Source organism: Stenotrophomonas sp. Steno-Z2 (genome assembly GCF_056393235.1).
In genome coordinates this window covers 1,115,553-1,142,028 of sequence record NZ_JBWJOY010000001.1, presented here as the reverse complement: position 1 = coordinate 1,142,028, position 26,476 = coordinate 1,115,553, and the positions used below count along the sequence as shown (strand labels likewise).

Here is a 26,476-nt window from a genome sequence, read left to right as displayed (position 1 = left end):
GTGGCGTTGCTGCACCGCCCATCGACAGTGCTGTGGGTGCTGTATATGGTAAACCGGTGTCATATGGCAATACGCAACGCATCACGGCCGCTCCGGCCCCGCACCGCGAGATTCCCCATGCATCCGACCCGCCTGCGCAGCTCATTGTTATTGATGGCTTTTCTCCTGGCCCCCGGGCTTCCCGCCGCGACCGCGTCCACCGGCGCGGACGGTGAACCGGCAGCGGAGTCGGCGCAGCGGATCGCGCTGTGGCCGGCCGGATTGGCACCGGGGGACAAGCCGCTGGCCCAGGCGCCGCAGGTCGTCGAACGCAGCACCGATCCGGCGCTGCCTGACCGCTACATCACCCACGTCAGCGAGCCCTGGCTGGTGGTGTACCGGCCGGCGCGCCCCAACGGCACCGCGCTGCTGGTCACGCCCGGCGGCGGCTACCAGCGCGTGGTGCTGGACAAGGAAGGCTCGGCGCTGGTGCCGGCCTTCGTCGAACAGGGCGGCGTCACCCTGTTCGTGCTGCGCTACCGGCTGCCGGGGGAGGGCCGCGAGGATCGCGACGCGGCGCTGGCCGACGCGCAGCGCGCGCTGCGCCTGATCCGCGCCCGCGCCGGCGAATGGCAGCTGGAACCGCGGCGCATCGGCGTGATCGGCTTCTCCGCCGGCGGCCACCTGGCCGCGCGCCTCGGCAACGGCTTCGACCATCCGGCGTACCCGGCGACGGACGCCATCGACCGCGTCAGCGCGCGCCCCGATTTCCAGCTGCTGGTGTACCCGGTGATCGACATGGCCGGGGCAGATGCGCACCCCGGCTCGCGCGAACGCCTGCTCGGCCCGCAACCGGAACCGGCATTGCAGCGGCGCTACTCGATGCAGCACCAGGTGCGCGCCGACACGCCGCCCACCTTCCTGGTGCACGCCGGCGACGACGACGCGGTGCCGGTGGGCAACAGCCTGGCGTTCTACGCCGGCCTGCGCCAGGCCGGCGTGCCGGCCGAGCTGCACGTGTTCCCGCGCGGCGGACACGGCTTCGGCACGCGCGGCACCGCTGGCCTGACCACCGCCGCCTGGCCGCGGCTGGCGCTGGACTGGATCGCCGCACAGGCGAAGGAGAACACGCCATGAGCGCCACGCCAGACGATCCGCAGCGCCGCCACTTCCTGCGCGCCGGCGCGCTGTGTTCGCTCGGCGCCGGATTGGCCGCTGCCGTGCCGGCCGCGGCCGCGCGCGGGCAGGCCAGTCCCGTGGCGCGGCTGCGCGGCGGCCGCGTCGCCGGGCAGACCGAGCAGGGCGTGCATGTCTTCCGCGGCATTCCCTACGGCGCCGATACCGCACCGCGGCGCTTCCAGCAGGCGGCGCTGGAAACGCCATGGCAGGGGATACGCGATGCGCTGGTCCATGGCCCGGCCGCGCCGCAGACCAGCGGCGAAGGGCCGGGCAGCGAGGACTGCCTGTATCTCAACGTGTGGACGCCGGCGCTGCGCGACGGCGGCCGCCGGCCGGTGCTGGTGTACCTGCACGGTGGCGCCTACAACAACGGCTCGGGCAGCGACCCGCTGTACGACGGCGGCAACCTGTGCCGGCGCGGCGACGTGGTAGTGGTCACCGTCAATCACCGCCTCAACGTGTTCGGCTACCTGTACCTGGCCGGCCTGGGCGGCGAGGCGTTCGCCGATTCGGGCAACGCCGGCCAGCTCGACCTGGTGCAGGCGCTGCAGTGGGTACGCCAGCACGCGGCCGAGTTCGGCGGCGATGCCGGCAACGTCACCGTGTTCGGCCAGTCCGGCGGCGGCGCCAAGATCGCCACGCTGATGGCGATGCCCGCGGCGAAAGGGCTGTTCCACCGCGCCTGGACGATGAGCGGCCAGCAGGTCACCGCCGCCGGCCCGCGCGCCGCCACGCTGCGTGCGCAACGCGTGCTCGAGCACTTCCGCCTGCGCGATCCGCAGGCGCTGCGCACGTTGCCGATGGAAAAGCTGCTGGAGGCGGTGAAGCTGCGCGATCCCTCGTGGGTCGAGGACACCGGCCTGTACTTCGGCCCGGTGCTGGACGCGCGCCACCTGCCGGTGCATCCGTTCTGGCCGCAGGCGCCGCTGCAGTCGGCCGGCATTCCCATGGTCATCGGCAATACCCACGACGAGACCCGCGCCTTCCTCGGCCATGACGCGCGCAATTTCGCGCTGGGCTGGGACGAGCTGCCGGCGAAGCTGGAGAAGGAACAGTTCGTGGACCTGCTGCCGTCGGTGGTGATCGCCGCCTACCGGCAGATGTACCCGCACTACACGCCGTCGGACGTGTTCTTCGCCGCGACCACCTCCGGGCGTTCGTGGCGCGGCGCGGTCGAGGAACTGGAAGCGCGCGCGCGGCAGGGCGCGCCGACCTGGGCCTACCAGCTGGACTGGTACGACCGCGGCGGCGAAGCGGACCGGTTGCGCGCCTTTCATACGCTGGACATACCGCTGGTGTTCGACAACACGCGGCAGCCCGGTTCGCGCACCGGCGCCACCGCTTCGGCCACGCGCATGGCCGGGGCCATGAGCGATGCGCTGCTGGCCTTCGCCCGCCACGGCGATCCCAACCATCGCGGACTTCCGCGCTGGGAACCGTATTCGCTGCAGCGCCGGCAGACCCTGGTATTCGACGACGACAGCCGCCTGCAGGACGATCCGCGCGGCGGCGAGCGCCGGTTGTACGCGCAGGTTCCGTTCGTGCAGCGCGGCACCGCATGAACGCGGCCTGCGGTCGGACGATGCGGCACGGCGAACGGAATGTTCACCACTGTGCCCTAGACTGGCCGCATGATTTCAGGTGCAACCACTTATTCCGGTTTCATGGGCCGCGAGCGACTGGTGGCGGCCATCGACGCGGCGCTTGCCACGCCTGACGTCGCCAGCACGGTGGCCCGTATCGAAAAGGCGCTGCAGCAGGCCATCGCCGATCCGGCGATCGTGCTGCCGGATTGCGTGCATGCGCCGATCACCGACCACTACGCGCGGCGCGAGCTGTACCGCAGCGCGCGCCATGGCTACAGCATCATCGCCATGACCTGGGGACCGGGACAGGGCACGCCGCTGCACGACCACGATGGCCTGTGGTGCGTGGAAGGCGTATGGCAGGGCGCGTTGCGCATCGCCCCTTACCGCCTGCTGGAAGCGCGCGGCGATGCCATGCGCTTCCAGGCCATGCCGGTCCTGACCGGCGAACGTGGCAGCGCCGGCAACCTCATTCCGCCCGATGAATTCCACAAGCTGCGCAACGCCAGCGACGATGACATCGCGATTTCGGTGCACGTCTACCAGCGGCCGATGGAGCGCTGCACGGTGTTCGTTCCGGAAGCGGGGCGCGGGGACTGGTACCGGCGCGAAAGCCGGCAGATGCAGACCGACAGCGCGTAGAGGCGGGGCTTGCCGCGCATGCGGCTCGCCCCGTGACGCCCCGTGCCGGGCAGGCCCGGCATCCACGATACGGCACGCAGGTATTGAGCAGCCGCCAGTTGCACCATCGTCATGCGCAGTCGCGAATGAAGCCAGCCTGCGCCCTCATCCGCCCCTTCGGGGCACCTTCTCCCGGAGGGAGAAGGGAACATCCGGCGTTGCCCACTGATCCACCGCTTACCGCAGCGGCAGGCGGTTGTTGAGCAGCGTCACTTCTTCGGCGTCGCCTTCCTGCAGCACCCGCACGCTGGCGCCGCGGCGGTCGAAGCCGGCGGGCAGCGGCAGCTCCACCGTCGCCGTGCGCGGCCGCAGGTCCAGCGGCGCTTCCAGCGCGGGAATCGCCACGCGCGCCAGCTCGCGGCCACGCGCATCCTCGATCAGCGCATGGCCGGGCCGGGTGGCGACGTGGCCCAGGCTGTGCACGGTCAGCCGCACGCGGCCATCGGCGACCTGCAGGTCGCCCCGGCCGATGCCGAGGTCGGGGCGGGTTTCCACCGGGGAACCGGGCTGGACCAGTTCGAACTCGAATACCTGCGCCTGCTTCGGCGCGAACCGCAGCGTGGTCGAAGCACTGCGCTGCAGGGCCACCTCGCGCACCTGCGCCTTGCCGTCGATCCGGTCGTCGCCATCGCGGTCGATGCCGCTGGTGATGCGCCAGGTGCCGGCGGCGATGTTCCAGCCGGTCATCGCCGCGTCCAGCGGTTTGTCGCCCATGTTCCAGGCGATCACCTTGAAGCGCTCGCGCGAGGGCGCGTGCACCAGCAGCGCCACCTGCTCGGCGGCGCCGGGCTGGGCGAAGCGCCAGCTCACCGTGTGGCCGGGCCAGCTCTGGTTGCGCTTGAGCGCGATGCCGCCCAGGCGCAGGCGCTGCAGGAACTCGCTGGGCGCCTCCACGCGGTCGCTCCACCAGTGGCCCTCGGTGTTCATGTACTCGCGCTGCGCCTTGGCCTGGATGCCCTCGGCGTGCAGCGCTTCGAGGTACTTCCTGTCGCCGGTCAGCTGCCACGCGGTGACCGCGGCGAAGCCGGTGTCGCCCTGGTCGGCGGCGGCGACCAGCTGCCGGCCCCAGTCCTGCTGGCGGCCGAGCACGTCGATGAAGTTCTCGCCCAGGTTGGACAACGCGTTCGGGCCGCCGCGCGCCACGCGGTAATCCAGCGCCTTCAGGTATCTGTCGTCGCCACTCCAGCGCCACGCCGCCCAGAACGCATGCATGACATCGCCGCCGCCCGAGCCCTGGTTGAGCTCGCCGCCGCGGGTCTTGCCGGTGGCCCAGTTGATCTCGTTGGGCAGGGTCCAGCGGCCCTTGTCGTCGGCGTAGGCATGGGCGAGATAGCTGTCGGCCAGCCCGGTGACCAGCTTGCGGCCGGTGGGATCGGCGTTGTATTCGCCCATCAGGAACGCCGGGTGCAGCACCGGGAACGAATAGGGCTTCTGCCACTGCCAGTTCGGTTCGCGGTAGACCTTGTTGCCGCCGAACCAGTTGCTGGAGAACAGCAGGTGCCCCTGCGGATTGCGCAGGATGATGCGTTCGTCGAAGGCCCGCACTGTTTCCATCAGCCGCTCGACGGTCAGCGGGTCGCCCCAGTTGAGGTAGAGCATCGCGCTGTTGGCGTTGATGCCTTCTTCGTAGGCGTGCAGTTCGTCGGTCTCGATGGTGCTCAGGCCGTTGGCGAACATGCCGTTTTTGTACACCGCGTCCGAGAGCGCGGTCAGCGAGGCATTGAGCCGGTCGGGTTCCACGCCCATCAGCGCCAGCCCCGGCCATTGCTGGGTCAGGTCGGTATCGTCGGAGATGCCGCCACCGAAATCGCCGTATTCGACCTGGCGGTTGTCGATCCACCAGTCGACGAAGCGGCGCACGCGCCTGAGGTCCTCCACCTGCCGGAACGCCCACAGCGGTACGCCCCTGGGCGGCTGCGGCTGCTGGAACGGCGAGCGCCCCTGGCTGTTGTAGCTGATGTAGTTCCAGTACAGCCGGCCCAGTTCGTGCTCCGGGTCCACGCGCAGCAGGTCGCTGAGGTCGGCGTACACGCGCGCGTACAGGCGCTGGCGTTTGGAAGTGGTGTGTTCCTCGACCAGGAAGCCCCAGTTGTCGCGCACCTGGTTGAAGCGGTCGGCGACGTGTTCCTTGAGCGCCTCCCTGCGGTCCTTGAACACCAGCCGCACTTCGCCGCCGTCGAGCGACGCGGCATTGAAGCCGGGTGCGGCCGAGGCGATGGAAATCCACAGGCTGTCGCCGGTGAGCAGGCGGTCGCGCAGGTCCAGCCACAGCGTGCGCTTCTCGCCCGGCCGCACCGAGACCGACACGTCGATCATGTCGCGCGCCGGCCAGATCGGGTCCTTGATGCGGATGTTCAGCGGGATCACGCCGCCGTGGTGCGTGGCGGGCAGGTCCAGCGCCGGCAGGTCGATGGCGACGCCGTCCAGGCCGTCGTGCATGTTCTCCCAGCTGTAGGCCCAGCTGCGGATCAGCGGCTGCGCCGCCGGCGCATCGCCGACGCCGGAAGGCACCAGCACGTGCACGATGGGCTGCGGGTGCGCCGGCAGCGAAGTGGCCGCGCGCTTGCGCGAGCCGGCGCCCTTGGGCAGCGCCATCACCACGCTGCGTTCGTCCGGTGCGAAACGGCCATCGATGTAGTCGCGCAGCGCGGCGATGTTGGTGTAGTCCGGCAGCACGCTGCTGTCGATCAGGTAGCGCTGCCTGACCGTGCCCTGCGGCTCGGCGGCGTCGCTGACGTGGTAGCCCCAGATTTCCTGGATCGGCGTTTCCTGCTCGACGTTGGTGAAGCGCAGCGCGCCGCCGGTCTGGGTGGCGAACTGGTCCACGCTGCGGACCACGCCCCGGGGCCGGGTGAACAGGGTGCCGGCATCGCCCTCGAGCGTGCCGAAGGCCGCGCCGCGGATCTCGATGCGGTTGATCCGCTCATCGGCGGGCACGGTCAGATCGAGGCGTTGCCCGCCTTCGACATAGGTGTTCCAGTCCGGCAGCTGGAAATAGTCGTTGCGACCGGGCAGGCGCGAGCGGTTGTAGACGCCGGGCCAGGTGGTCTCGGCGATGCCGTCGGTGCCCTTCCACATCCACTGCTTCTTGTCCCTGGCGTCGGCGAACTCGACCTTGCGGATCGTCGTCACCGCCGTGTCCAGTACCGGCGGCGGCGCGCCCTCCCAACCGTAGCGGTGCCACCAGGCGCGCTGCGAGGCGGTTGCCGCGGCCCCCTCCGCGCGTGGCTGCGCATTGCGCGCCAGCGCCGCCATGTCGGCGGCATCGAGCATGCGGTCGTAGACGCGGATCTCGTCGAAGTCGCTGCCGCGCAGGAAGTTGTAGCGGCTCTGCACCTGGTAGGGCGCCATCACCCGCCCGGCCAGGCCGAGCTGGTCGAGCGCGGCATCGTAGTCGCCAGTGGTATCGACGCGCGCCACTTCGCGGCCGTCGAGGAACAGGCGCACGCCCTTGTCCTCGTCCCAGGCGAAGGCGATGTGCTGCCACTGTTCGGGCGACGGAAGCCTGTCGAGCCGGAACGAAACGCGGGTGCGCGCCAGGTTGGCGTCGGTGACGAAGGCGTCGAAGCCGTGGCCGTTCCAGTCGATGCGCAGCCAGGCCATGTCCCAGCTGCTGTGGTCGGCATGGCCGACGCGGAAGATCACGAACGGCGCCTCGCCCACCGCGTAGCGCGAACGCCAGAAGAAGGACAGGGTGCCGCGCGCGGCGCGGATGTTGCCCGGCGCATTCCACGACAGCACGCCGTCGTCTTCCCAGCGGATCGCGCGGCCGTGGGCGCCGTCGTCGACCAGGCTCACCTTGTCCTGGAAGTTGGGCACGGCATCGCCCTGCGCCTGGTCGGCGACGAAGCCCTGGTCGGCCGAGACGCGGAACAGCAGCTGCGCCGGAGAAGAAAGCGCCGCCGCCGGGAGAGCGGGCGACAGCGCGGAAACCAGCAGCAGGGTACGGAACAGTGGGCGGGGGGAACGTCGTGACATCGTGCATCTCTTGGAAGCGCGCGGGCGGTGGTTGCCTGCGCCGCGCGCGGTGGGCCAAGTTAGCGACGCCGACGCGCCATCACATCCTGCGTCGCACCATCGGCAGCCCTCCCGGCATCGCACCGGGAGGGCATCCCCCATCAGAACCTGTAGCGCAGGCCCAGCGTGTAGGTGCGCCCGGTCTGGCTGTACTCCAGCGGCAGCGACACCGACGGGTTGGCCACCCACGATTCCTGCGCCTCGTTGGTCAGGTTGGCGCCTTCCAGGCTGATTTCCAGCTGGTCGCTGATGCGGTAGTGGATCGACGCATCGAGGATGGTGGTGCCGCTCTGGCCGTGCACGCCGTTGGCGTCGCTGTTGAAGCCCGTCTCGGTGCCCGGCACCTGGATCAGGTAGTCGTTGCGGTTGGTGGCCGAAACGCGGCCGGAGAAGCTCGTGCCTTCGTAGAACAGGGTGGCGTTCCACGAGTTCTTGGACTGGCCGGTCATCGCCGCCTTCTGCGCGGCCGCGCCGGAAGACAGCAGGTACTGGATGTCCGAGTCCACGTAGGTGTAGTTCAGCTGCGTGCCCAGGTTGCTCCACTTGCCCGGCAGGAAGGTGAAGGGCTGCACGTAGTTCAGCTCCACGCCCTGCAGCTTGCCGCCCGGGGTGTTGACCGGCACGGTGAAGGTGAACTCGTCGCTGGGGCTGGCGTTGAGGTTGTCCAGCAGGCTGGCCGGCAGGCCGCTGTCGGCGTAGATGCGGGTTTCCCGGGTGTTCTGGATGTAGCTGTCGATGTCCTTGTAGAACAGGGTCGCGCCGAGCATCGCGCCTTCGTCGAAGTACCACTCCAGGCCCAGGTCGTAGCTCTTGGCGCGCACCGGGTCGAGCATCGGGTTGCCGCCGCTGACCGTCCGGGCGCTGCCGCTGACATTGACCGTCACGCCCGGGGTCAGGCTGCCCAGGCCCGGACGCGACATCACCTTGGCCGCGGCGAAACGCACCAGGAAGTCGGGGGTGACTTCGGCCACCACGTTCAGCGACGGCAGGGTGTCGTTGTATTCGCGGGTCACGGTGGCGGCCACCGGCGTGCCGCTGGCGGTGGCCACGCCGGTTGAGGTCTGCTTGGTACGAACGTGGCGCACGCCGATGTTGCCGTATACCGGGATCGAGCCGATCTCGGTGGAGAACTTGCCCATCAGCCAGCCGCTGCGGTCCTGTTCCTCGACGCCACGCATGCTGGCGGCGTAATCGCTCAGCGCATAGATGCCCTGGCCGCTGAGCACGCCGAACATGTTGGCGATGGCGTCGAAGTTGGGCACCACCCACTTGCCCGGCGAACCGGCCAGGCCGCTGAGGCCGGCCTGCTCGGTCATGTCGGCCGGCACGGTCTTGTTGCCGGTGCTGAAATCAGGCAGCGAGTTGGCCTCGTTCGCCGTACGGCGACGCTCCATCGAATCGAAGCTGTAGTTCTTGGCCTGCACGCCGCCGCTCAGGGTGAACGACGGGCCGATGACCCAGGCGAAATCCAGCTCGCCGTTGTGGAACTCGTTGGTCACGTAGTTCTGGCGCAGGCGGATGGTGGACAGCGTCCAGCCGTTCGGATCGGTCGGGCTGACGCCGTAATCGAACACCGGCTTGTTGGCGTTGCCCCGGTAGTCGTAGCTGTAGCCCTGGACATTGAGCTTGTCCATCATGATGGTCGCCTGGACCGGGTTGTCGTGCTTGGACCTGGAGGTGCCGACCCTGCCGCTGAGGGTGAAGTCGTCGGTCAGCCTGTGCTCGCCATCAAGGCTGACCTGGTAGAAATCCGTGCTCCACTCGTCGTGGCGGTTCTCGGCGCGGATATCCACGTTGTCCATCTTTGCGTAGACCAGGGCGCCGTTCTCGATCACGCCATCCCTGACCACGATCTGGGCCTTGCCGTCGTTGCCGGTCTTGCTCAGGCCGTTGGCCTCGATGTACTTCTCGTCGCGCTGGGCATCGATCTTCGAATAGAGCATGTCCAGGCTGAAGGTGGTGCGGTCGCTGGGCTTGAACTGCAGCGAGCCGGTCACGCCCAGGCGCTTCTGGTCGTGTTCCATCAACGTGTAGCGCGGGAAGCGCGGCGTGTAGACCTGGTCGCTGCACACGCCCGGGAACGGAGCGGTGCCGGTGCTGCAACCCGCAAAACCGACGCCCTTCGGATTGGCCGCATTGGTGGGCGTGTTGGCCAGTGCATTGGCCCAACGTACCGTGCCGGTGCCTTCCTCCACGGTCTCGCGCTCGGAATACGCCACCGACAGCAGCGCGCCGACCTTGCCGTCGGCCCAGCTGTTGGCGATCAGGCCGGCGAAGCGCGGCATCGCCGCCCGCGAGGCGTCGTTGTAGGCGGTCTGCACGTTGGTCACGAGGGTGAAGCCGTCGTAGTCGAACGGCCGCGCGGTGCGCAGGTCGACGGTGGCGCCCAGCGAGCCTTCCTCCACGTCGGCCGAGGCGGTCTTGCGCGCGATCAGCTGCGAGAACAGGTCCGAGGCGAACACGTTGAAGTCGAAGCCGCGGCTGCGGTTGGTGCCACCCTGGCCGTCGCTGCTGCCGACGGTGCTCAGCGCCTCCATGCCGTTGATGCGCACGCGGGTGAAATCCGGGCCCAGGCCGCGCACGGTGATCTGGCGGCCTTCGCCGCCGTCGCGGGTGATGACCACGCCGGGAATGCGCTGCAGCGATTCGGCCAGGTTGCTGTCGGGGAACTTGCCGATGTCTTCGGCGACCACGGCGTCGACCATGCCGGCCTCGCCCCGCTTGATGTCCAGCGCCTTCTCGACGCTGGCGCGGTAGCCGGTGACGGTCACGGTGTCCAGTTCGGTGGCGGCGGCGCCCGCGTCCTGGGCCGAGGCCGCGCCGGCCTGCAGGGCCAGCGCGATCGACAGCGCGAGCAAGGTAACCGGTGTCTTTTTCTGCTTGCTGTGTGGATACATGTGTTTCCCCCTCTCCAAAGGTTTACATGCGAAGCGGCTGTTCCTGTAGTGCCAAAGGCATATGACACCGCTGGTCAAAACCGAAAGTAGCAGGAGCACCGGAAGGGAGCATCTTGCACTGCAACAGGCAGGGAAACCGCCGCAAGCCCTTGTCTTTGGGACATTACGGCGCCGTTGCCGACAGGGACAGCGGGACAATTCCCGGATATGACACCGATGGTCAAACTATCGTGCCATCATTCCCGCCCGTGTAGACCGCGACAGGAGTCCCGATGAGTTCCCCCCGTGTTGTCTGTTTCGGCGAGCTGCTGCTGCGGCTGGGCGCGCCCGGCCACCAGCTGCTGCTGCAGAGCCCGGTGCTGGAGGTGCACTGCGGCGGCGCCGAAGCCAATGTCGGCGTGTCGCTGGCGCACTTCGGCCATGACGTGGCGATGGTCGGCGTGGTCGCCGACAACCCGCTGGGCGCGGCGGTGACCGGCGAGCTGCGCCGGCACGGCGTGGACACCGGCCGGGTGCGTCGCGGCGAGGGCCGCATGGGCCTGTACTTCCTGACCACCGGCGCCGGCCACCGGCCCAGCGAGGTGGTCTACGACCGCGCCGATTCGGCCTTCGCCAACGCGCGCGCCGACAGCTACGACTGGCCGGCGCTGCTGCACGGCGCGCAGTGGCTGCACCTGTCCGGGGTCAGCCCCGCGCTCGGCGCCGAGGCGGCGCAGGCCACGCTGGCGGCGGCGCGCGCGGCCAACGCGACGGGCATCAAGGTGTCCTTCGACGGCAATTTCCGGCCGAAACTGTGGGAGCGCTGGGGCGGCGACGCCAGGGCGATCCTGCGCGAGCTGTTCGACTGCGCGCACATCGTGTTCGCCGACCACCGCGACATCGGCGTGGTGCTGGGCGGCGAGTTTGCGCAGGCCGACGCGCAGGCGCGCGTGGACGCGGCCGCGGCGATGGCGTTCGCCGCCTTCCCGCGCCTGCAGTACATGGCCTGCACCCAGCGCACGGCGCACAGCGTGGGCCATCATTCGCTCGGCGCGATGCTGCTCGGCCGCGACGGCACCCGCGCGGTGGCGCCGGCGCAGGAGCTGACCGGCATCGTCGACCGCATCGGCGGCGGCGACGCCTTCGCCGCCGGCGTGCTGCACGGCTTGATCGAAGGCTTCGACGCCGACGCCACGATCCGCTTCGGCCTGGCCGCCGGTTGCCTGAAGCATTCCATTCCCGGCGATTTCAACCCGGTCGGCGTGGCCGACGTGATGGCCCTGGTGGGCGAAGGAAGGTTCGATGTCAGGCGCTGATCCGCGCGTGCGCGCCGTACTCAGATTGGCACCGGTGATCCCGGTGTTCACCCCCGATGCCATCGACGACGCCGTGCAGGTGGCGCAGGCACTGTTCCGCGGCGGCCTGCCGGTGATCGAAGTGACGCTGCGCACGCCCACCGCGATGGCGGCGATCGGGGCGATGGTCGAGGCCGTGCCCGACGCGGTGATCGGCGCCGGCACCGTACTCGACGCGCGGCAGATGGAGCAGGTGAAGGCCGTCGGCGGCCGCTTCGCGGTGTCGCCGGGCGCCACCGACCGGCTCTACGCCGCCGCGCGCGACACCGACCTGCCGTTCCTGCCGGGCGTGGCGACTTCGTCGGAACTGATGCGCGGGCTGGAGCAGGGCCTGGATACCTTCAAGTTCTTCCCGGCGGTGCAGGCCGGCGGCGCGGCGATGCTGGCGGCCTGGAACGGCCCGTTCGGCGACGTGCGTTTCTGCCCGACCGGCGGCATCGGCGCGCAGACCGCCGCGCAGTTCCTGCACCTGCCCAACGTGCTGTGCGTGGGCGGTTCGTGGCTGACCACGCGCGAGCTGCTGGCGGCACGCGACTGGGCCGGCATCGAACGGCTGGCGCGCGAGGCGGCGGTGCTGCCGGGCTGAGCGCTGAGCGGGTCTGGCCGATGCGGGGCTTGCCCCGCATCGGGCTTTCCCGGCAAAGCCCCGTGCCGGGCGAGCCCGGCACCTACGGCCTCATCGGTCGCGGCGGCGCCCCCGACATGTCGTCCCAACCGGCACCGCGCATCGGCGATGCAACCCGACCTGCGCATTCCTGCGGCACGTCCAAGCGTAGATGCGGGGCTTGCCCCGCATATGGCTTTCCCGGTAAAGCCCCATGCCGGGCGAGCCCGGCACCTACGGCCTCGTTTTCACTCGTTCCTGCCCCACTGCCATTCCAGGCCCAGCGTCCAGCCGCGATCCGGGCCGGGTTCGTAGTAGCGGCGGTTGCCGTCGTTGACGATGACCGAGCCGATATGGCGCCGGTCCAGCAGGTTGTCCACGCGCGCGAACAGGCGCAGCGGGCCGTGCGCGGTGCGCCACTGCCGGGCCGCTTCCAGGTTCAGCAGGGCGTAGCCCGGCGCGCGCTCGTTGCCCAGGTCGGTGGCGACCGTGGCCCCTGCGGCCACGGTTTCGAGCGCCAGCTGCCACGGGCCCGGTTGCCAGCGCCAGCGCGCATGGAGCTGCTGGCGCGGCACGCCCGGCAGCGCGGTGCCGGCCGCCACCGGATTGCGCGGCACGGTGCAGGGCGCGGGCAGGCCGGTGCAGGTGAGGTAGCCCTCGCGCACCGTGGCCTGCAGCCAGGTCCAGGCCAGCTGCAGCTGCTGGGTTTCGCCGATGGGCTGCCGCCAGCCCAGCTCCACGCCCTGGCGGCGGGTGGCGCCGATGTTGCGGTAGCTGCTGCGGCCGCCGACGCTGCTGGCCACGGCCAGCTCATCGTCGGTGTCGGCACGGAACAGCGCCAGTTCCAGCCGCGCGCCGGCCTGGGTGCGCCACTTGGCGCCGATTTCGTAGGTGCGGCTGGTGGCCGGGGACAGGTCCAGCGCCAGCCCGGCGCCGCCGTCGGCGCGGTAACCCAGTTCGTTGAAAGTCGGCGTCTCGAAGCCGCGCCCGGCCGAGGCATACAGGCGCAGGTCCTCGCCGGCGCGGAACACCAGCCCGGCCACCGGCGTGGTGGCGGTGTAGTCGCGGCGGCCGCTGTCGTCGGGATTGCCGGCGGCGATGTAATGGTCGTCGGAACGGAACCGTACCCGGCTGTGGCGCGCCCCGGCCAGCAGCGACCAGCGCGGGCCGAGCTGCCACCAGGCCTGCGCGAACTGGTCCACGTTGCCGACGCGGTCGCGCTGGTCGCGGCGCAGCCGGCCCCTGGTGCCCAGCACATCACCGGCAAAGTTCTCGTAGCCGGTGCGGTGCTGGCGCTGGCCGTCGGCGTTGGCGCCGATCACCAGCTCCAGCGGCCGGCCGGCGAGGGCGCCGTGCCAGGCCCAGCGCGCGTCCACCCCGCCATAAGCGCCGTCCAGGTCGATCACCCCGCCCGAATGCAGCGGGCTGGCCTGCGCCGCCGGCGGGATCGCCAGGAACTGCTCCACCGTGCGCTGCCCGGCATAGGCCATCAGCCGCCAGGTCTGGCGCGCGCGTTCCAGCGTGTACACCGCACCGGCCTGCGCCTGGCGCACCGATTTGCGGGTGTCGTACTGGTGGGCCACCGCGGTGGCCTGGCGCGGATCGGCACGCACCTGGTCGGCGCTCAGGCCCAGCGGGTCCTGCGCGTGCGGGGCATCGAGCACGTTGAACAGCAGGTCCAGGCGCTGGCCGGGCGCAAGGTCGAAACCGAGCCGTGCGTTGAGCGATTCCCGCCGCGCCGCGCTGTGTTCGCGCCAGCCATCGGTGCGGTAATCGCTGGCGGCGACGTTGTAGTGCATCGCCCCGGTTTGGCCCCTGAGCTGCAGGCCCAGGCTGCGGCTGTTGTCGCTGCCGATGCTGGCGCGCAGCCGCCACGGGTCGCCGGCCTGGCCATCGGCGCTCCACAGCTGCACCACGCCGCCGGAGGAGTTGCCGTACAGCGCCGAGAACGGCCCGCGCAGCACCTCGATGCGTTCGGCGCCGAGCAGGTTGAAATGCGACAGCTGGCCCTGGCCGTCCGGCATCGTCGCCGGCACGCCGTCGGCCAGCAGCCGCACGCCGCGCACGCCGAAGGTGGAACGCGCGCCGAAGCCGCGGATCGACAGCTGCGTGTCCTGCGCCAGGTTCTGCCGCTCGCGCGCCAGCAGCCCGGGCACGCCGCCCAGGGCTTCGGACACCAGCGCGCCGCGGCCGTTGGCGTCCTCGTCCACGCCAAGGGTGGTCATCGACGCGGGCAGGTCGAAATCGTCGACGGCATGCACCCGTGCCGCCTGTACCTGCACGGCATCGAGCGTGGCGGGCGCGGGGCCGGCCCATGCCGTCGCCGGCAGCGCCATGGCCCATCCGAACGCCGGAAACAACCGCTTGCATCGCTTCATGCCGGCATCATCGCCGATCGCCGGCAGGCGAGGCGTCACGTCGCGACGGTTCCGCCTGAAACCCTGCGGCCAAGGCCTCCCGGCCCTGTTACGATGGGGCGGTTTGACCGCGCCGCGCGGTCGTCCCGAACTTCCCCCTCCCGCCACCGTGACGAGTACCGCCGTGTCCTTCTTTGCAAACGTGGAACAGGTTCCTGGCGACCCGATCCTGGGTCTGACCGAGGCCTACAACGCCGATCCGCGCCCGACCAAGGTCAACCTTGGCGTCGGCATCTATTACGACGAGGACGGCCGCATCCCGCTGCTGCGTGCCGTGCATCTGATCGAACAGCAGCTTGCCGCCGAGGCCAAGCCGCGCGGTTACCTGCCGATCGACGGCCTGCCGGCCTATACCCAGGCCACGCAGAAGCTGGTGTTCGGCGAGGGTTCGGACCTGATCGCCGCCGGCCGCGTCGCCACCTCGCAGACCATCGGCGGCAGCGGCGCGCTGCGCGTGGGTGCGGACCTGCTGCACAGGCTGCTGCCGCACGCCACCGTCGCCATCAGCAATCCGAGCTGGGAAAACCACCGCGCCGTGTTCGGCGCCGCCGGCTTCGACGTGGTCGATTACACCTATTTCGACAACGCCAGCCACGGCCTGGATTTCGCCGGCATGATCGCCGACCTGCAGAAGCTGCAGCCGGGCACCGTGGTGCTGCTGCACGCCTGCTGCCACAACCCGACCGGCGCCGACCTGGACACCGCGCAGTGGCAGCAGGTCGCCGCGCTGCTCAAGGAGCGCCAGCTGTTCCCCTTCATCGACATGGCCTACCAGGGCTTCGACAAGGGCATCGAGCAGGACGGCCAGGCCGTGCGCATCATCGCCGAAGCCGGCATCGACAGCTTCATCGTCGCCAACTCGTATTCCAAGTCGTTCTCGCTGTACGGCGAGCGCGTCGGCGCGCTGTCGGTGGTGGCCCCGGATGCGACCTCGACCCGGGCCGTGCAGTCGCAGGTCAAGCGCATCATCCGCACCATCTACTCCAGCCCGTCCACCCACGGTGCCGCGCTGGTGGCCGGCGTGTTGGGCAGCGCCGAGTTGCGTGGCATGTGGGGCGCCGAGCTGACCGGAATGCGCGAGCGCATCCACGCCCTGCGCGCCAGCATGGTGCAGAAGCTGGCCGCCCTGGGCGCGCCGGAGTTCGGCTTCATCCAGCAGCAGGCCGGCATGTTCTCCTACTCGGGCCTGAGCAAGGCGCAGGTGGACCGGCTGCGCGACGAGTACGGCATCTACGCCGTGGGTACCGGCCGCATCTGCGTGGCCGCGCTGAACCAGAAGAACCTGGACTACGTGGCCAAGGCGGTCTTCGACGTCAGCCGCGGCTGATCGCATCGCCCCGTTGCAGCGAAAGCCCGGCGCAATGCCGGGCTTTCTGCATCCGCAGCTGCGGGGCCTGCCCGCACGCGGCCGTCGCGGGAGAGCCTGCTCCGGGCAAGCCCGGCACCTGCATGGGACATTTCCTGACTCGCGTTCGCAAATAAGCGGACAACCCGCGACAATAGCGCTCCTTTTGTCTGAAGGTAGCTCCCGACCATGTCCCGCACGTCGCTGACCCGCTTCCTGATCGAAGAACAGCATGCCCGGCGCATCAACGCCGACCTGCGCCAGCTGGTGGCGGTGGTGGCCCGCGCCTGCACCAGCATCTCGATCGCGGTGAGCAAGGGCGCGCTGGGCGGCGTGCTCGGCGATGCCGGCACCGGCAACGTGCAGGGCGAGGCGCAGAAGAAGCTGGACGTGATCTCCAACGAGATCCTGCTCGAGGCCAACGCCTGGGGCGGCCACCTGGCCGCCTGCGCCTCGGAGGAAATGGACCACAGCCAGCCGGTGCCGTCCGAATACCCGCAGGGCGACTTCCTGCTGCTGTTCGATCCGCTGGACGGCAGCTCCAACATCGACGTGAACGTGTCGGTGGGCACCATCTTCTCGGTGCTGCGTGCGCCGGCCGGCGTCGACAGGCCCGGCGACGAACACTTCCTGCAGCCGGGCGTGCAGCAGGTCGCGGCCGGCTACTGCATCTACGGGCCGAGCACCATGCTGGTGCTCAGCGTCGGCCACGGCACCCATGCCTTCACCCTGGACCGCGAGACCGGCGAATTCGTGCTGACCCAGCGCGGCATGCAGGTGCCGGCCGACACGAAGGAATTCGCCATCAACATGTCCAACCAGCGCCACTGGGAAGCGCCGATGCAGGGCTACGTGGCCGACCTGCTGGCCGGCCGCGAAGGCGTGCGCGGCAAGGACTTCAACATGCGCTGGATCGCCTCGATGGTGGCCGACGTGCACCGCATCCTCACCCGCGGCGGCATCTTCATCTACCCGTGGGACAGGAAGGACCCGTCCAAGGCCGGCAAGCTGCGGCTGATGTACGAAGCCAACCCGATGTCGATGCTGATCGAGCAGGCCGGCGGCGCCGCCACCGACGGGCGCCGGCGCATCCTCGACATCCAGCCCGACCACCTGCACCAGCGCGTGCCGGTGTTCCTCGGCTCGCGCAACGAGGTGGCCGAGGCCACCCGCTACCACCACGAGCACGACGCGCAGGCCTGAATCCACGCGGCCGGGGGCAGGGCGGGGCGGTGCACCGCTGCGGTGTGCCGTAAACCACGGCCGGGCATTGCCGGCACTACCGAGCCGCAGGCATTCGGGGCACCATCGGCGTTTTCCGCGAGGACACGCCGATGCGCGCCTGGGTCGCCGTACCGCTGCTGCTGGTTTCCGCCCTGGCCTGGGCGCAGGCGCCCACCCTGGAGCAGGCCGATACCGACTGGAACCGCCTGCGCCTGCAGGGCGATGCGGCGGCATTGGCGCCGTTGCTGGCCGAGGACTGGCTGCTTACCCATTCCGACGGCCGCGTGCAGCACAAGGCCGACTACCTGCAGGAACTGGCCACGCGCCAGCGCCGCAATACCCGCATCGACAACGAGGACGTGCAGGTACGCCGCTACGGCGATACCGCCGTGATCACCGGCACCAGCGTGCAGGCGGCGGTCAGCGACGGCCAGCCCTGGGAAGGGCGCTTCCGCTTCACCCGCGTGTGGGTGCTGCGCGACGGCCACTGGCAGATGGTGGCCTCGCACTCCTCGCGGCTGGCCGCGCCCGGTTCCTGACCATGCGGGCCGCAGGGCATCGGCGGATCAGAACAGCTCGCCCTGTGGCGAGGCCTTTTTCGGCGGCGCCGGCGGCACGAAACGGCTGCAGTCCAGCCACGGCCATTGTTCACGCGAGGCGTTGAAGCCCAGGCGCTTGGTGGCCAGCGCGAAGCGCCGCGACAGCAGCTGCGCGTAGACGCCTTCACCGCGCATGCGCTTGCCGAATTGGCTGTCGTAATCCTTGCCGCCGCGCAGCTGGTTGATGGTGCTCATCACGTGTTCGGCGCGCTGCGGGTGGTGCGCCTGCAGCCAGTCGCGGAACAGGGGCGCCACCTCGTAGGGCAGGCGCAGCAGCACGTAGCCGGCGCTGCGCGCGCCGGCGTCGCGCGCGGCTTCCAGCACCGCCTCCAGCTCGGCATCGTTGATCCACGGGATCACCGGCGCCACCATCACGCCCACCGGAATCCCGGCCTCGTGCAGGCGCCGCATCGCCCGCAGCCGCGCATGCGGCGCGGAGGCGCGCGGTTCCAGCTTCGCCGACAGGTGCGGGTCCAGCGAGGTCACGGAGAAGTGCACGCTGACCAGGCGTTGCGCGGCCAGCGGCGCCAGCAGGTCGATGTCGCGTTCGACCAGCGCGTTCTTGGTGATCAGCGAGAACGGGTGGCGGGTTTCCAGCATCACCTCGATCAGCTGGCGGGTGATGCCCAGCCTGCGCTCGATCGGCTGGTAGGCGTCGGTATTGATGCCCAGCGCGATCGGCTTGACCACGTAGCCGGGTTTGGCCAGTTCCCTGCGCAGCAGTTCGGCGGCATTGGTCTTGGCGAAGATCTTGGTCTCGAAATCCAGGCCCGGCGACAGGTTCAGGTAGGCATGGGTGGGCCGCGCGAAGCAGTACGAGCAGCCGTGCTCGCAGCCGCGGTACGGGTTCACCGACTGGTCGAAGCCCACGTCCGGGGAGCTGTTGCGGCTGATGATGCTGCGCGCGACTTCCACGCGCACGTCGGTGCGCAGGCGCGGCGCGGCGAACTCTTCGGCCTCGTCGGTCGTCCAGCCGTCGTCGACGGCATCGGTGGTGGTGGTTTCGAAGCGGCCGGGCAGGTGGCTGGTGGCACCGCGGCCCTTGATCGGTGTCGGCATCGGTCTACGCTAGCGCGGCTGCGTCGCAGATGCAGCGACGCGGCGTTCATGCAGGTGTACGACGCCGCGTCGCGCACCGCGCACCCGCCGTGGCTAGAATCGCGGCATGCGTGAAACCCTCTACAGCCTCTGGACCAGCGTGTCCTCCATCCCGCACGCGGCGCAGGTCCTGGCGGCCGCCTATGTGGTCTACCTGGTGCTGCTGGCTGGCTACATCGTGCTGCAGAAGCGCGAACCGGTGGCGACGCTGAGCTGGATCCTGTCGCTGGCGGCGCTGCCCTACATCGGACTGTTCGTGTTCTACGTGCTCGGCCCGCAGAAGATCGTGCGCCAGCGCCTGCGGCGCGGGCGTTCGCGCGAGGGCATGGAGGCCTACAACGCGGTCTGCCCGGCCGACGTGCACTGCACCGAGCTGGCGCGCATCGGCCAGGCCACCACCGGGCTGCCGCCGAGCACCGCCACCGCCGTGGACTGGCTGGTCGACGGCGCGGCGACCTATGCCGCGATCCTGGCGGCGGTGGCCGGCGCGCGGCGGCACGTGAACCTGGAGTACTACATCTTCGAGCCCGACCATGCAGGCACGGCCCTGCGCGACGCGCTGGCCGAGCGGGCCAGGGCGGGGGTGAAGGTGCGCCTGCTGCTGGACGCGGTCGGGTCGTCGCGGGTCAGGCGCAGCTTCCTGCGGCCCCTGCTGGACGCCGGCGCCGAGGTGGAGTGGTTCCACCCGCGGCAGCTGCTCAAGCCGTTCCAGCGCCCGTGGCTTAACCTGCGCACGCACCGCAAGCTGGTGGTGATCGACGGCGCGGTCGCTTTCACCGGCGGCATCAACATCACCGACGCCGAGGACGACAGCCGCAACCCCGACGCCTACCGCGACCTGCACACCCGCCTGACCGGCCATGTCGTGCGCAGCCTGCAGCTGGTGTTCCTGGAGGACTGGATCTACGCCAGCGGGCAGGGCGTGGCCCATTTCGACCGGGAGGACCTGTTCCCTTCCGATGGCCCCGCGCGCGAGGACGGCACGGTGCAGGCGCAGGTGCTGGTGTCCGGCCCGGACTCCTCGTGGGAGGCGATCCACCGCATGCACGTGGCGGCGATCCACGAGGCCACCCGCCGCGTCTGGCTGGTGACCCCGTACTTCGTCCCCGGCGAAGCCGCGCGCATGGCGCTGACCTCGGCCGCGCTCGGCGGGCTGGACACGCGCCTGCTGGTGCCACGGCGCAGCGATTCGCTGTTCGTCACCCTGGCCGGCCGCTCCTACTACGACGAACTGCTGCAGGCCGGGGTCAAGATCTACGAATACGGCCCGCGCATGCTGCATACCAAGGCCTTCATCGCCGACGACGACACCTGCATCGTCGGCAGCGCCAACTTCGACCACCGCAGCTTCCGGCTGAACTTCGAGCTGTCCATGCTCTACCACGACCGCGGGCTGACCGCGCAGCTGCAAGCGATCCTGGAACAGGAGTTCGCCCGCGCCACGCCGGTGCTGCCCGACCGCCATCGCCCGTTGTGGCGGCAGCGCCTGCCCGAGGCTTTCGCCCGCCTGGCTTCGCCGCTGCTGTAGCCGCACCGGGCGGGCCGCTACACTGGGCGCCTCCATGGGAGATCGTCATGTACTGGCTGTTCCTGCTGCTCGCGCTGGGCGCCTTCACCCTCGCCATCACCACCACGCACACGGGCCTGCTGCTCCTGTCGCTGCTGGCCGCGCTGCTCTTCTTCCTGCTGTGGATGAAGGGGCTGTATGCGGCACGCTTCGCCGGCACGGCCCACCAGACACCGCGTGCCCTGCACCCGGCCGAGCTGCAGGCCCTGCGCGACCAGCTGCGGCCAGGCATGCCACCGGCCGCGTCCCCGCCTCCTTCCGCCCCCGAACAACACCCGCCGTCATGACCCGCCTCAGCGTCAACGTCAACAAGATCGCCGTGCTGCGCAATTCCCGCGGCGGCAACGACCCCGACGTACTGCGCGCGGCAACGGCCTGCCTGGACGCCGGCGCGCACGGCATCACCGTGCATCCACGCCCCGACCAGCGCCACATCCGCGCCGACGACGTGCATGCGCTTTCCGCGCTCACCCGCGCGCGGGGCGTCGAGTTCAACATCGAAGGCAACCCGTTCGCGCCGCCGCGCGCCGGCTACCCGGGGCTGCTGCCGTTGTGCGAACAGACGCGGCCGGCGCAGGCCACCCTGGTCCCGGATGGCGACGGCCAGCTCACCTCCGACCACGGTTTCGACTTCGCCCGCGATGGCGAACGCCTGCGTCCGCTGATCGCCGCGCTGAAAGCCTGCGGTTGCCGGGTCAGCCTGTTCGTCGACGCCGGCAATCCGGACATCGCCGCGGCCGCCGCGCTCGGCGCCGACCGCGTCGAGCTCTACACCGGCCCCTATGCCGAAGCCTTCACCGCCGGTTCCGCGGACGCCGCACTGGCGCTGTTCGCGGACGCCGCGCGCCGGGCGCAGGCCGCGGGCCTGGGCGTCAATGCCGGCCATGACCTGTCGCAGGCCAACCTTGGCCGCTTCCTCGAACATGTACCGCAGGTGCTGGAAGTCTCCATCGGCCATGCGCTGATCGGCGAAGCGCTGTATGACGGGCTGGACGCGACGGTGAAGGGCTATCTGGCGGTGATCGCGCGCGGCCCCTGAGCATCGGCGCGGCCTACGGCCGCCGCTGCCATCCCTGTCCAGGTACGACGCCCCTGCCGCCGCCGGGGCGGCCTTCGATCGCCAGGGGTCCGGCTGCCGTCATCCGGCGTACCGACGATCCGCGTCCAACGTTCTTCATCGACAAAAAAAAAACGCCCCCGGCAAGCGGGGGCGTTTTCCAGTCGCGTCATGACTTGGTATTGCGTTACTGCACGAAACCGATCTTCTTCATCTGGGCGTTCTTGGCCTGGGCCAGGATCTTGGCCATGACCTCGTACTCCGAATCCGGATTGGCGTCGATGCGAAGTTCCGGCTGGTTGGTCGGATCCTTCTGTACTTCTTCTTCCATCTTCTGCTGCAGCTCGTTCACGTTCACCGGGCTGTTGTTCCAGTAAACCTGATTGCTCGCATCCACGCGCAGATCAATCGGCGGCGGCGGCTCGCGCAGCTGCGGCGGCGGGTTGATGACCCTCTGCGGCAGGTCCACGGCGATCGGATACGTCATGATCGGCGCGGTCACGATGAAGATGATCAGCAGCACCAGCATCACGTCCACGAGGGGCGTGACGTTGATGTCGGCCATGGGGCCCCTGTTACCACCACTACTGAATGCCATCGCTTATTGCCCCTTTTCTTTGGTGGCAACGAAACCGACGTCCAGCATGCCCTGGCTCTGCGCGATCTTGGTCACTTCGTTGATCACGCTCATCTTGGTGGTCTTGTCACCACGCAGATTGAGCGGCGGCTGCGGCGTCTGCTGGGCAGCAGTGGCGAAACGCGACTCCATGGTCTCCTTCGACACAGGCTCATCGTTCCAGTAGAGCGAACCGTCTTCCTTGACCGCCACCGTGATCGGGCCCGAACGCTTTTCAGCGTCGTCCGGATTGATGTACAGGTTGGCCTCGGGCAGCTCCACCTTGACCTTGTGGGACATCAGGGGAGCCGTGATGATGAAGATGATCAGCAGCACCAGCATCACGTCCACGAGGGGCGTGACGTTGATGTCGGCCATGGGGCCGCCGCTGTTACCACTACTGAAAGCCATAACGGGCTCCGTCTATATCGTTGCGAGGACTGCTCTGCTGCCGGCTCAGCGAACGCGCGAGCCGGTGGCGAAGAAGTCGTGCAGATCGTGCGCGAAGGTGTCGAACTTGCTGACGGTGGCGCTGTTGATCTTGCTGAAGAAGTTGAAGGCGAACACGGCCGGGATGGCGACGAACAGACCGATCGCGGTCATGATCAGCGCTTCACCCACCGGGCCGGCAACGGCGTCGATCGAAGCGGAGCCGGTGGCACCGATCTTGATCAGCGCGCCGTAGATGCCCCACACGGTACCCAGCAGACCCACGAACGGAGCGGTCGCGCCGACGGTGGCCAGCAGGATCATGCCGCCCTGCAGCTTGTTGGATTCGCGGGTGACGGCCTGACGCAGAGCGCGGTCGACGAACTCCGAACGGCTCAGGGTTTCGGCGGCGCCAGCCTGCTGGTGGTGGGCAGCGGCCTGGGCAGCGTCCAGCGCGATCTTCGAGAACGGCTCGGAAGCCGGCTGCTCTTCCATGGCGCGGATGGCGTCCTGGGCATTGGCGGCATCCCAGAACATGCCCGGCACGCGGTCGGAAGCCGACTTCAGGCGAGCGGTGCGGAAGATGTTGATGACGGTCCAGTACCACGACATCGCCGACATGGCGACCAGGGTCAGCAGCACGACCCAGGAAACCGCGAAGTCACCCGGCTTGGAGGTCATTTCGTGAATCAGATGCTCGAAGCCCATCTGCGAGAGCGCGTTGTTTGCGTTGCCCCCGGCAGCAGCGGCGATGAAGATTTCCTGCAGCATGACGCTTACCTTTGTTGTGTGTGGTGTTAAAGGGTGTAGCTAAAGTCGAACGGTTCCCCGCTGGCGGCCATTGGCCGCCGGAGGATCAGCTCAGCGCAAAGTTGACCGGGACGCGGACGCGACCAGCCGCCTTTTGTCCATTGATGACGGAAGGATTGAACTTCCACTTGCGTGCCGCTTCCATGGCGGCGCGGTCGAGATCACGGTTACGGCTGGACTTCTCGACGGACACATTGGTGACGTTGCCGCTGGCGTCGACATCAATGATGAGGATGACCTCGCCCTGGATACCGGCGCGGAAAGCGGCCGGCGGGTAACGCGGCGGGTTCATGTTCTTGGACGAGATGTCCACGCTGGCCTGGATGTCGGTGACCTGCGCCGGCGGCGACGGCGGCGACGGCGGCGTCACCACGTCGTTCGGGCGCGGCTCCGGAATGTCCACCACCGGAGCTTCCGGCGGCGGCGGCAGCGGCGAGGGCTTCGGCGGCGCCAGGTTCTTGACCGGCGGCGGCGGCGTGTCCTGCGGCGGCGGCGGCGGCGGCGGTGGCGGGGGCGGCGGCGGGGCGTCGACCAGGGTCACCATGACGTTGCGTTCCTTTTCCGCGGCGGCCTTGGGGGCCACGGCGGGAATCAGGAGCATCATCAGGGCTGCCAGATGGAGTGCGATTACAAAGGCGATACCGGCGATGCGGGGCCAGCTCAGACCCTTGTCTTTCTCGCCGTCATACCTGTGGTGGAAAACCAGTTGTTCCGTCATGCGCCAAGAGCTCATTAGTGGGGCCGGGGCGGCGCTGTTCCGACGCCCCTGATTCAGCGGTGCATGACACCGCAGGAACCTCCAAGCTTATACCAATCCTGACCAGCTGCGCATCACAAATGCAGCTGTTCAGGCGTTATTCCTGCTTACTTCAGGTTGATGATCTTGTCTGCATCGGCCGGGTTCTTCACACCTTTAGCCTTTGCATCCCGGGCCGCCTGCTTGGCTTCGGGAATCCGCCCTTCGGCATGCAGTACGCGCGCCAGATTCAGGTAGGTCTCGCCATCCTTGGAAAGCGGGGCGGCCTTCTGCCACGCCTCGATGGCCTGCGGGATCTGGTCGGAGTAATAGTACGACTGCGCCAGCGCCAGGTAGACCTGGTAGTCCGGCTTGAGGATGCCCTTGGACAGGCCCTCGTTGATCACCGCAATGACGTCCTTTTCCTTGTTCTCGGTGTTGGCGTAGATCGAGTACAGCTGCTTGTACTCGCGCTCTTCGGTGAGCTGTCCGGCCGCGCGCAGCTTGTCCATCACCGCGGCGGCCTTGTCCATCTGGTCGGCCTGCATGTACATGCTGGCCAGGTTCAGTTGCGCCTTCTTGTCCTCCGGGTTCCTGGCGGCCAGGGCCTCGGCTTCCTTGACTGCCTCCCCGGTCTGGCCGGCTTCGGCGTAGGCGGCCATCAGCAACTGGTTCCAGTTGTCCTTGGGCTCGGGCGAGGCGGCGATGGCGGCCTTCAGCACCGGGATGGCCTCGGCGTACTTCTCGGTCTGGTACAGGGCCTGGCCCTTGATCACCAGCTCCTCGGGCTTTTGCGACTTGGACTCGGCGAAGTACTTGTCCAGGTTGGCCAGGCCTTCGGCGTACTGCTCGTCCTGCAGCTGCAGCTGGGCCAGCATCAGCATGGCCTGGAAGTGGCCGTTGTTGTCCAGCTGGTTCAGGGCGATGGCCTGCTGCAGGTACTGCTTGGCGGCGGCATTGTCGTCCAGGTTGTAGGCGGCCTGCGAGGCGAGCTGGTTGGCGACCGCCTTGTCGTACTCGTTGGCACCGTCGGCGGCGATGATCTCATCGGCCAGCGTGCGGGTTTCCTCGTACTCGTCCTTGTTGTAGGCGGCGAACAGCTTCTGCAGCTTGCTGCCCATCTTCGAGGACGACTTGGCCTTGGGCTCCTCGCGCGTCGCTTCCGGGAACAGCACCTCGGGCTTGTTCGAACCGCGGTTGCGCCGTTCGCCGGCACGATCGGCCGAACGCGACTGGGCGGCAGCATCGGCAACCACGACGCCGCCGAGCACGGTGGCGATGAGGACGGAAAGCAGGGCCTGCTTATGGCTGCGGGAGATCATGGGTCACCTCGATGAAACCGCGGGGGCGGTGCTGTAGACGAACGGTCTGGATAGACAGAGCCGCCAAACGTAACAGAAAAATTTTGACGGAGAAATCACTTCCGATGCTGTATTGCACCAATGTCTAAGGCTGGCCCGGGCCAAGGCCGGCGTCACCCGCAACGCGGTGTGCGCCCGGACTGCCTTGCCTGGCGGTAGACGGGTTCCAGCGCGGCAACATCGCGCTGCAGTTCGCGGATGCGGTTGGTCGGGTCCGGGTGGGTCGAGAGCCACTGCGGGGGACGTCCACCGCCCGCCGCCATCATGTTCTGCCAGAGGTCCACGGCCTGGGCGGGATCGAAGCCGGCCTGGGCCATGAGGCGCTGGCCGACCACGTCCGCCTCGCTCTCCTGGGTGCGGGAATTCGGCAGCAGGATCAGGCCCTGGGCGCCCATGCTGCCGAACTGGTTGACGGCGCTGGCGGCGGTCTCGCCATAGGCGGCACCGGCCAGGGCCCCCAGGATGCCGAGGCCTACCTGGGTGTTCTGCTGGCGGGTCAGGCGTTCTTCGTGATGCCGCGAAATCACGTGGCCGATCTCATGACCCAGCACCGCCGCCAGCTGGTCCTGGTTCTTCGCCACCGTGAAGATGCCACTGTTGACCCCGACCTTGCCGCCCGGCAGGGCGAACGCATTGGGCTCCTTCTCGACGAACAGCGCCGTCTCCCACCGTACGCCCTTGTATTGTTGCGGCAGCTGCGCCACCAGCGCATTGACCACGCACTGCACGTAGGCGTTCTGCCGGGCATCCCTGCTCAGGGTCTGCTTGGCCTTGGTTTCGGCGAAGGCCTGCGCGCCAAGCTGGTCCAGCTGCTGCTGGGAAACGCCTCCCACGACCTGGCGACGGCCAGTGGGCGAGGTGGTGGTCGCGCAGGCGCCTACCAACAGGGCGATGGCGACGCCGAACAGTACGGGTTTCATGGCGTATTTCCCCTCGTTCA

Annotated in this window: 21 protein-coding genes; 11 read left to right on the top strand and 10 right to left on the bottom strand. The window is 69.0% G+C overall.

Annotated features, from left to right (window positions below):
* Nucleotides 1-153 precede the first annotated feature (153 nt).
* The 3 genes from AC06FP_RS04940 to AC06FP_RS04930 all read left to right on the top strand — a co-directional run bounded on the left by AC06FP_RS04940 (nucleotide 154) and on the right by AC06FP_RS04930 (nucleotide 3,386).
* Nucleotides 154-1,116 carry an alpha/beta hydrolase gene (locus AC06FP_RS04940; protein WP_478074718.1) on the top strand — a complete coding sequence of 321 codons (963 nt, stop codon included), beginning with the start codon at nucleotides 154-156 and terminating at the stop codon, nucleotides 1,114-1,116.
* Nucleotides 1,113-2,720, top strand: a complete 1,608-nt coding sequence (locus AC06FP_RS04935) for a carboxylesterase/lipase family protein (RefSeq protein ID WP_478074717.1) — start codon at nucleotides 1,113-1,115, stop codon at nucleotides 2,718-2,720. The genes AC06FP_RS04940 and AC06FP_RS04935 overlap by 4 nt, the downstream gene beginning before the upstream one ends.
* 69 nt (nucleotides 2,721-2,789) lie before the next feature.
* Nucleotides 2,790-3,386 (top strand): cysteine dioxygenase family protein, encoded by a 597-nt coding sequence (locus tag AC06FP_RS04930; protein ID WP_478074716.1) that lies wholly within the window; start codon nucleotides 2,790-2,792, stop codon nucleotides 3,384-3,386.
* Nucleotides 3,387-3,602: 216 nt separating this feature from the next.
* Here AC06FP_RS04930 and AC06FP_RS04925 read toward each other — a convergent pair whose 3' ends face one another.
* Together AC06FP_RS04925 and AC06FP_RS04920 are read right to left on the bottom strand one after the other, a co-directional pair.
* Nucleotides 3,603-7,403, bottom strand: a complete 3,801-nt coding sequence (locus tag AC06FP_RS04925; RefSeq protein WP_478074715.1) for a LamG-like jellyroll fold domain-containing protein — start codon at nucleotides 7,401-7,403, stop codon at nucleotides 3,603-3,605.
* Between the two features lie 140 nt (nucleotides 7,404-7,543).
* The gene (locus AC06FP_RS04920) at nucleotides 7,544-10,339 is read right to left on the bottom strand and encodes a TonB-dependent receptor (protein ID WP_478074714.1); all 2,796 of its coding nucleotides are present in this window, start codon (nucleotides 10,337-10,339) and stop codon (nucleotides 7,544-7,546) included.
* A 272-nt stretch (nucleotides 10,340-10,611) separates the two neighbouring features.
* On the opposite strand from AC06FP_RS04920, the gene AC06FP_RS04915 reads away from it, so the two are divergent.
* Together AC06FP_RS04915 and eda are read left to right on the top strand one after the other, a co-directional pair.
* Complete coding sequence (locus AC06FP_RS04915; RefSeq protein ID WP_478074713.1) at nucleotides 10,612-11,634, top strand: sugar kinase; 1,023 nt, start codon at nucleotides 10,612-10,614, stop codon at nucleotides 11,632-11,634.
* Nucleotides 11,621-12,259 carry a bifunctional 4-hydroxy-2-oxoglutarate aldolase/2-dehydro-3-deoxy-phosphogluconate aldolase gene (gene eda, locus AC06FP_RS04910; protein ID WP_456117637.1) on the top strand — a complete coding sequence of 213 codons (639 nt, stop codon included), beginning with the start codon at nucleotides 11,621-11,623 and terminating at the stop codon, nucleotides 12,257-12,259. The genes AC06FP_RS04915 and eda overlap by 14 nt, the downstream gene beginning before the upstream one ends.
* Before the next feature lie 266 nt (nucleotides 12,260-12,525).
* On the opposite strand, the gene AC06FP_RS04905 is transcribed toward eda, so the two are convergent.
* Complete coding sequence (locus AC06FP_RS04905; protein ID WP_478074756.1) at nucleotides 12,526-14,613, bottom strand: TonB-dependent receptor domain-containing protein; 2,088 nt, start codon at nucleotides 14,611-14,613, stop codon at nucleotides 12,526-12,528.
* A 205-nt stretch (nucleotides 14,614-14,818) separates the two neighbouring features.
* Between AC06FP_RS04905 and AC06FP_RS04900 the strand changes: the two genes are divergently transcribed.
* The 3 genes from AC06FP_RS04900 (at nucleotide 14,819) to AC06FP_RS04890 (ending at nucleotide 17,802) form a co-directional block, all read left to right on the top strand.
* Nucleotides 14,819-16,021 (top strand): amino acid aminotransferase, encoded by a 1,203-nt coding sequence (locus AC06FP_RS04900; protein WP_456117636.1) that lies wholly within the window; start codon nucleotides 14,819-14,821, stop codon nucleotides 16,019-16,021.
* Nucleotides 16,022-16,228: 207 nt separating this feature from the next.
* A complete protein-coding gene (locus tag AC06FP_RS04895) occupies nucleotides 16,229-17,242 on the top strand; it encodes a class 1 fructose-bisphosphatase (protein WP_478074712.1) in 1,014 nt (337 codons plus the stop codon).
* Between the two features lie 131 nt (nucleotides 17,243-17,373).
* Complete coding sequence (locus tag AC06FP_RS04890; RefSeq protein WP_478074711.1) at nucleotides 17,374-17,802, top strand: nuclear transport factor 2 family protein; 429 nt, start codon at nucleotides 17,374-17,376, stop codon at nucleotides 17,800-17,802.
* Nucleotides 17,803-17,829: 27 nt separating this feature from the next.
* Here the strand turns inward: AC06FP_RS04890 and AC06FP_RS04885 are convergent, their stop codons facing one another.
* On the bottom strand, nucleotides 17,830-18,921 hold the full coding sequence (locus AC06FP_RS04885; RefSeq protein ID WP_478074710.1) for a PA0069 family radical SAM protein: 1,092 nt from the start codon (nucleotides 18,919-18,921) through the stop codon (nucleotides 17,830-17,832).
* Between the two features lie 106 nt (nucleotides 18,922-19,027).
* Here AC06FP_RS04885 and cls point away from each other — a divergent pair, with 106 nt between their 5' ends.
* From cls to AC06FP_RS04870, 3 genes are read left to right on the top strand one after another with little or no spacing between them, the layout of a single operon-like run.
* Nucleotides 19,028-20,488, top strand: coding sequence for a cardiolipin synthase (cls, locus tag AC06FP_RS04880; RefSeq protein ID WP_478074709.1), 1,461 nt, complete (start codon nucleotides 19,028-19,030; stop codon nucleotides 20,486-20,488).
* Nucleotides 20,489-20,535: 47 nt separating this feature from the next.
* Entirely contained in the window at nucleotides 20,536-20,814 is a 279-nt protein-coding gene (locus AC06FP_RS04875) for a hypothetical protein (protein ID WP_456117631.1), read from the top strand.
* On the top strand, nucleotides 20,811-21,566 hold the full coding sequence (locus AC06FP_RS04870) for a pyridoxine 5'-phosphate synthase (RefSeq protein WP_478074708.1): 756 nt from the start codon (nucleotides 20,811-20,813) through the stop codon (nucleotides 21,564-21,566). The genes AC06FP_RS04875 and AC06FP_RS04870 overlap by 4 nt, the downstream gene beginning before the upstream one ends.
* 205 nt (nucleotides 21,567-21,771) lie before the next feature.
* On the opposite strand, the gene AC06FP_RS04865 is transcribed toward AC06FP_RS04870, so the two are convergent.
* The 6 genes from AC06FP_RS04865 to AC06FP_RS04840 form a co-directional block, all read right to left on the bottom strand.
* Nucleotides 21,772-22,182, bottom strand: a complete 411-nt coding sequence (locus tag AC06FP_RS04865; protein WP_055768671.1) for an ExbD/TolR family protein — start codon at nucleotides 22,180-22,182, stop codon at nucleotides 21,772-21,774.
* Between the two features lie 3 nt (nucleotides 22,183-22,185).
* On the bottom strand, nucleotides 22,186-22,611 hold the full coding sequence (locus tag AC06FP_RS04860; RefSeq protein ID WP_433853102.1) for an ExbD/TolR family protein: 426 nt from the start codon (nucleotides 22,609-22,611) through the stop codon (nucleotides 22,186-22,188).
* A 45-nt stretch (nucleotides 22,612-22,656) separates the two neighbouring features.
* Complete coding sequence (exbB, locus tag AC06FP_RS04855; protein WP_153190421.1) at nucleotides 22,657-23,400, bottom strand: TonB-system energizer ExbB; 744 nt, start codon at nucleotides 23,398-23,400, stop codon at nucleotides 22,657-22,659.
* A gap of 85 nt (nucleotides 23,401-23,485) precedes the next feature.
* The gene (locus tag AC06FP_RS04850) at nucleotides 23,486-24,157 is read right to left on the bottom strand and encodes an energy transducer TonB (RefSeq protein WP_478074707.1); all 672 of its coding nucleotides are present in this window, start codon (nucleotides 24,155-24,157) and stop codon (nucleotides 23,486-23,488) included.
* A gap of 146 nt (nucleotides 24,158-24,303) precedes the next feature.
* Nucleotides 24,304-25,497, bottom strand: a complete 1,194-nt coding sequence (locus AC06FP_RS04845) for a tetratricopeptide repeat protein (protein ID WP_478074706.1) — start codon at nucleotides 25,495-25,497, stop codon at nucleotides 24,304-24,306.
* A gap of 152 nt (nucleotides 25,498-25,649) precedes the next feature.
* A complete protein-coding gene (locus AC06FP_RS04840; protein WP_456117627.1) occupies nucleotides 25,650-26,456 on the bottom strand; it encodes a M48 family metallopeptidase in 807 nt (268 codons plus the stop codon).
* Between the last annotated feature and the right edge of the window lie 20 nt (nucleotides 26,457-26,476).

Excerpts from the sequence above, each read along its gene's own strand:
- AC06FP_RS04940 (WP_478074718.1), top strand. The coding sequence starts at position 154 with ATGGCTTTTCTCCTGGCCCCCGGGCTTCCCGCCGCGACCGCGTCCACC.
- AC06FP_RS04935 (WP_478074717.1), top strand. The coding sequence starts at position 1,113 with ATGAGCGCCACGCCAGACGATCCGCAGCGCCGCCACTTCCTGCGCGCC.
- AC06FP_RS04930 (WP_478074716.1), top strand. The coding sequence starts at position 2,790 with ATGATTTCAGGTGCAACCACTTATTCCGGTTTCATGGGCCGCGAGCGA.
- AC06FP_RS04925 (WP_478074715.1), bottom strand. The coding sequence starts at position 7,403 with ATGTCACGACGTTCCCCCCGCCCACTGTTCCGTACCCTGCTGCTGGTT.
- AC06FP_RS04920 (WP_478074714.1), bottom strand. The coding sequence starts at position 10,339 with ATGTATCCACACAGCAAGCAGAAAAAGACACCGGTTACCTTGCTCGCG.
- AC06FP_RS04915 (WP_478074713.1), top strand. The coding sequence starts at position 10,612 with ATGAGTTCCCCCCGTGTTGTCTGTTTCGGCGAGCTGCTGCTGCGGCTG.
- eda (WP_456117637.1), top strand. The coding sequence starts at position 11,621 with ATGTCAGGCGCTGATCCGCGCGTGCGCGCCGTACTCAGATTGGCACCG.
- AC06FP_RS04905 (WP_478074756.1), bottom strand. The coding sequence starts at position 14,613 with ATGGCGCTGCCGGCGACGGCATGGGCCGGCCCCGCGCCCGCCACGCTC.
- AC06FP_RS04895 (WP_478074712.1), top strand. The coding sequence starts at position 16,229 with ATGTCCCGCACGTCGCTGACCCGCTTCCTGATCGAAGAACAGCATGCC.
- AC06FP_RS04890 (WP_478074711.1), top strand. The coding sequence starts at position 17,374 with ATGCGCGCCTGGGTCGCCGTACCGCTGCTGCTGGTTTCCGCCCTGGCC.
- AC06FP_RS04885 (WP_478074710.1), bottom strand. The coding sequence starts at position 18,921 with ATGCCGACACCGATCAAGGGCCGCGGTGCCACCAGCCACCTGCCCGGC.
- cls (WP_478074709.1), top strand. The coding sequence starts at position 19,028 with ATGCGTGAAACCCTCTACAGCCTCTGGACCAGCGTGTCCTCCATCCCG.
- AC06FP_RS04875 (WP_456117631.1), top strand. The coding sequence starts at position 20,536 with ATGTACTGGCTGTTCCTGCTGCTCGCGCTGGGCGCCTTCACCCTCGCC.
- AC06FP_RS04870 (WP_478074708.1), top strand. The coding sequence starts at position 20,811 with ATGACCCGCCTCAGCGTCAACGTCAACAAGATCGCCGTGCTGCGCAAT.
- AC06FP_RS04865 (WP_055768671.1), bottom strand. The coding sequence starts at position 22,182 with ATGGCATTCAGTAGTGGTGGTAACAGGGGCCCCATGGCCGACATCAAC.
- AC06FP_RS04860 (WP_433853102.1), bottom strand. The coding sequence starts at position 22,611 with ATGGCTTTCAGTAGTGGTAACAGCGGCGGCCCCATGGCCGACATCAAC.
- exbB (WP_153190421.1), bottom strand. The coding sequence starts at position 23,400 with ATGCTGCAGGAAATCTTCATCGCCGCTGCTGCCGGGGGCAACGCAAAC.
- AC06FP_RS04850 (WP_478074707.1), bottom strand. The coding sequence starts at position 24,157 with ATGACGGAACAACTGGTTTTCCACCACAGGTATGACGGCGAGAAAGAC.
- AC06FP_RS04845 (WP_478074706.1), bottom strand. The coding sequence starts at position 25,497 with ATGATCTCCCGCAGCCATAAGCAGGCCCTGCTTTCCGTCCTCATCGCC.
- AC06FP_RS04840 (WP_456117627.1), bottom strand. The coding sequence starts at position 26,456 with ATGAAACCCGTACTGTTCGGCGTCGCCATCGCCCTGTTGGTAGGCGCC.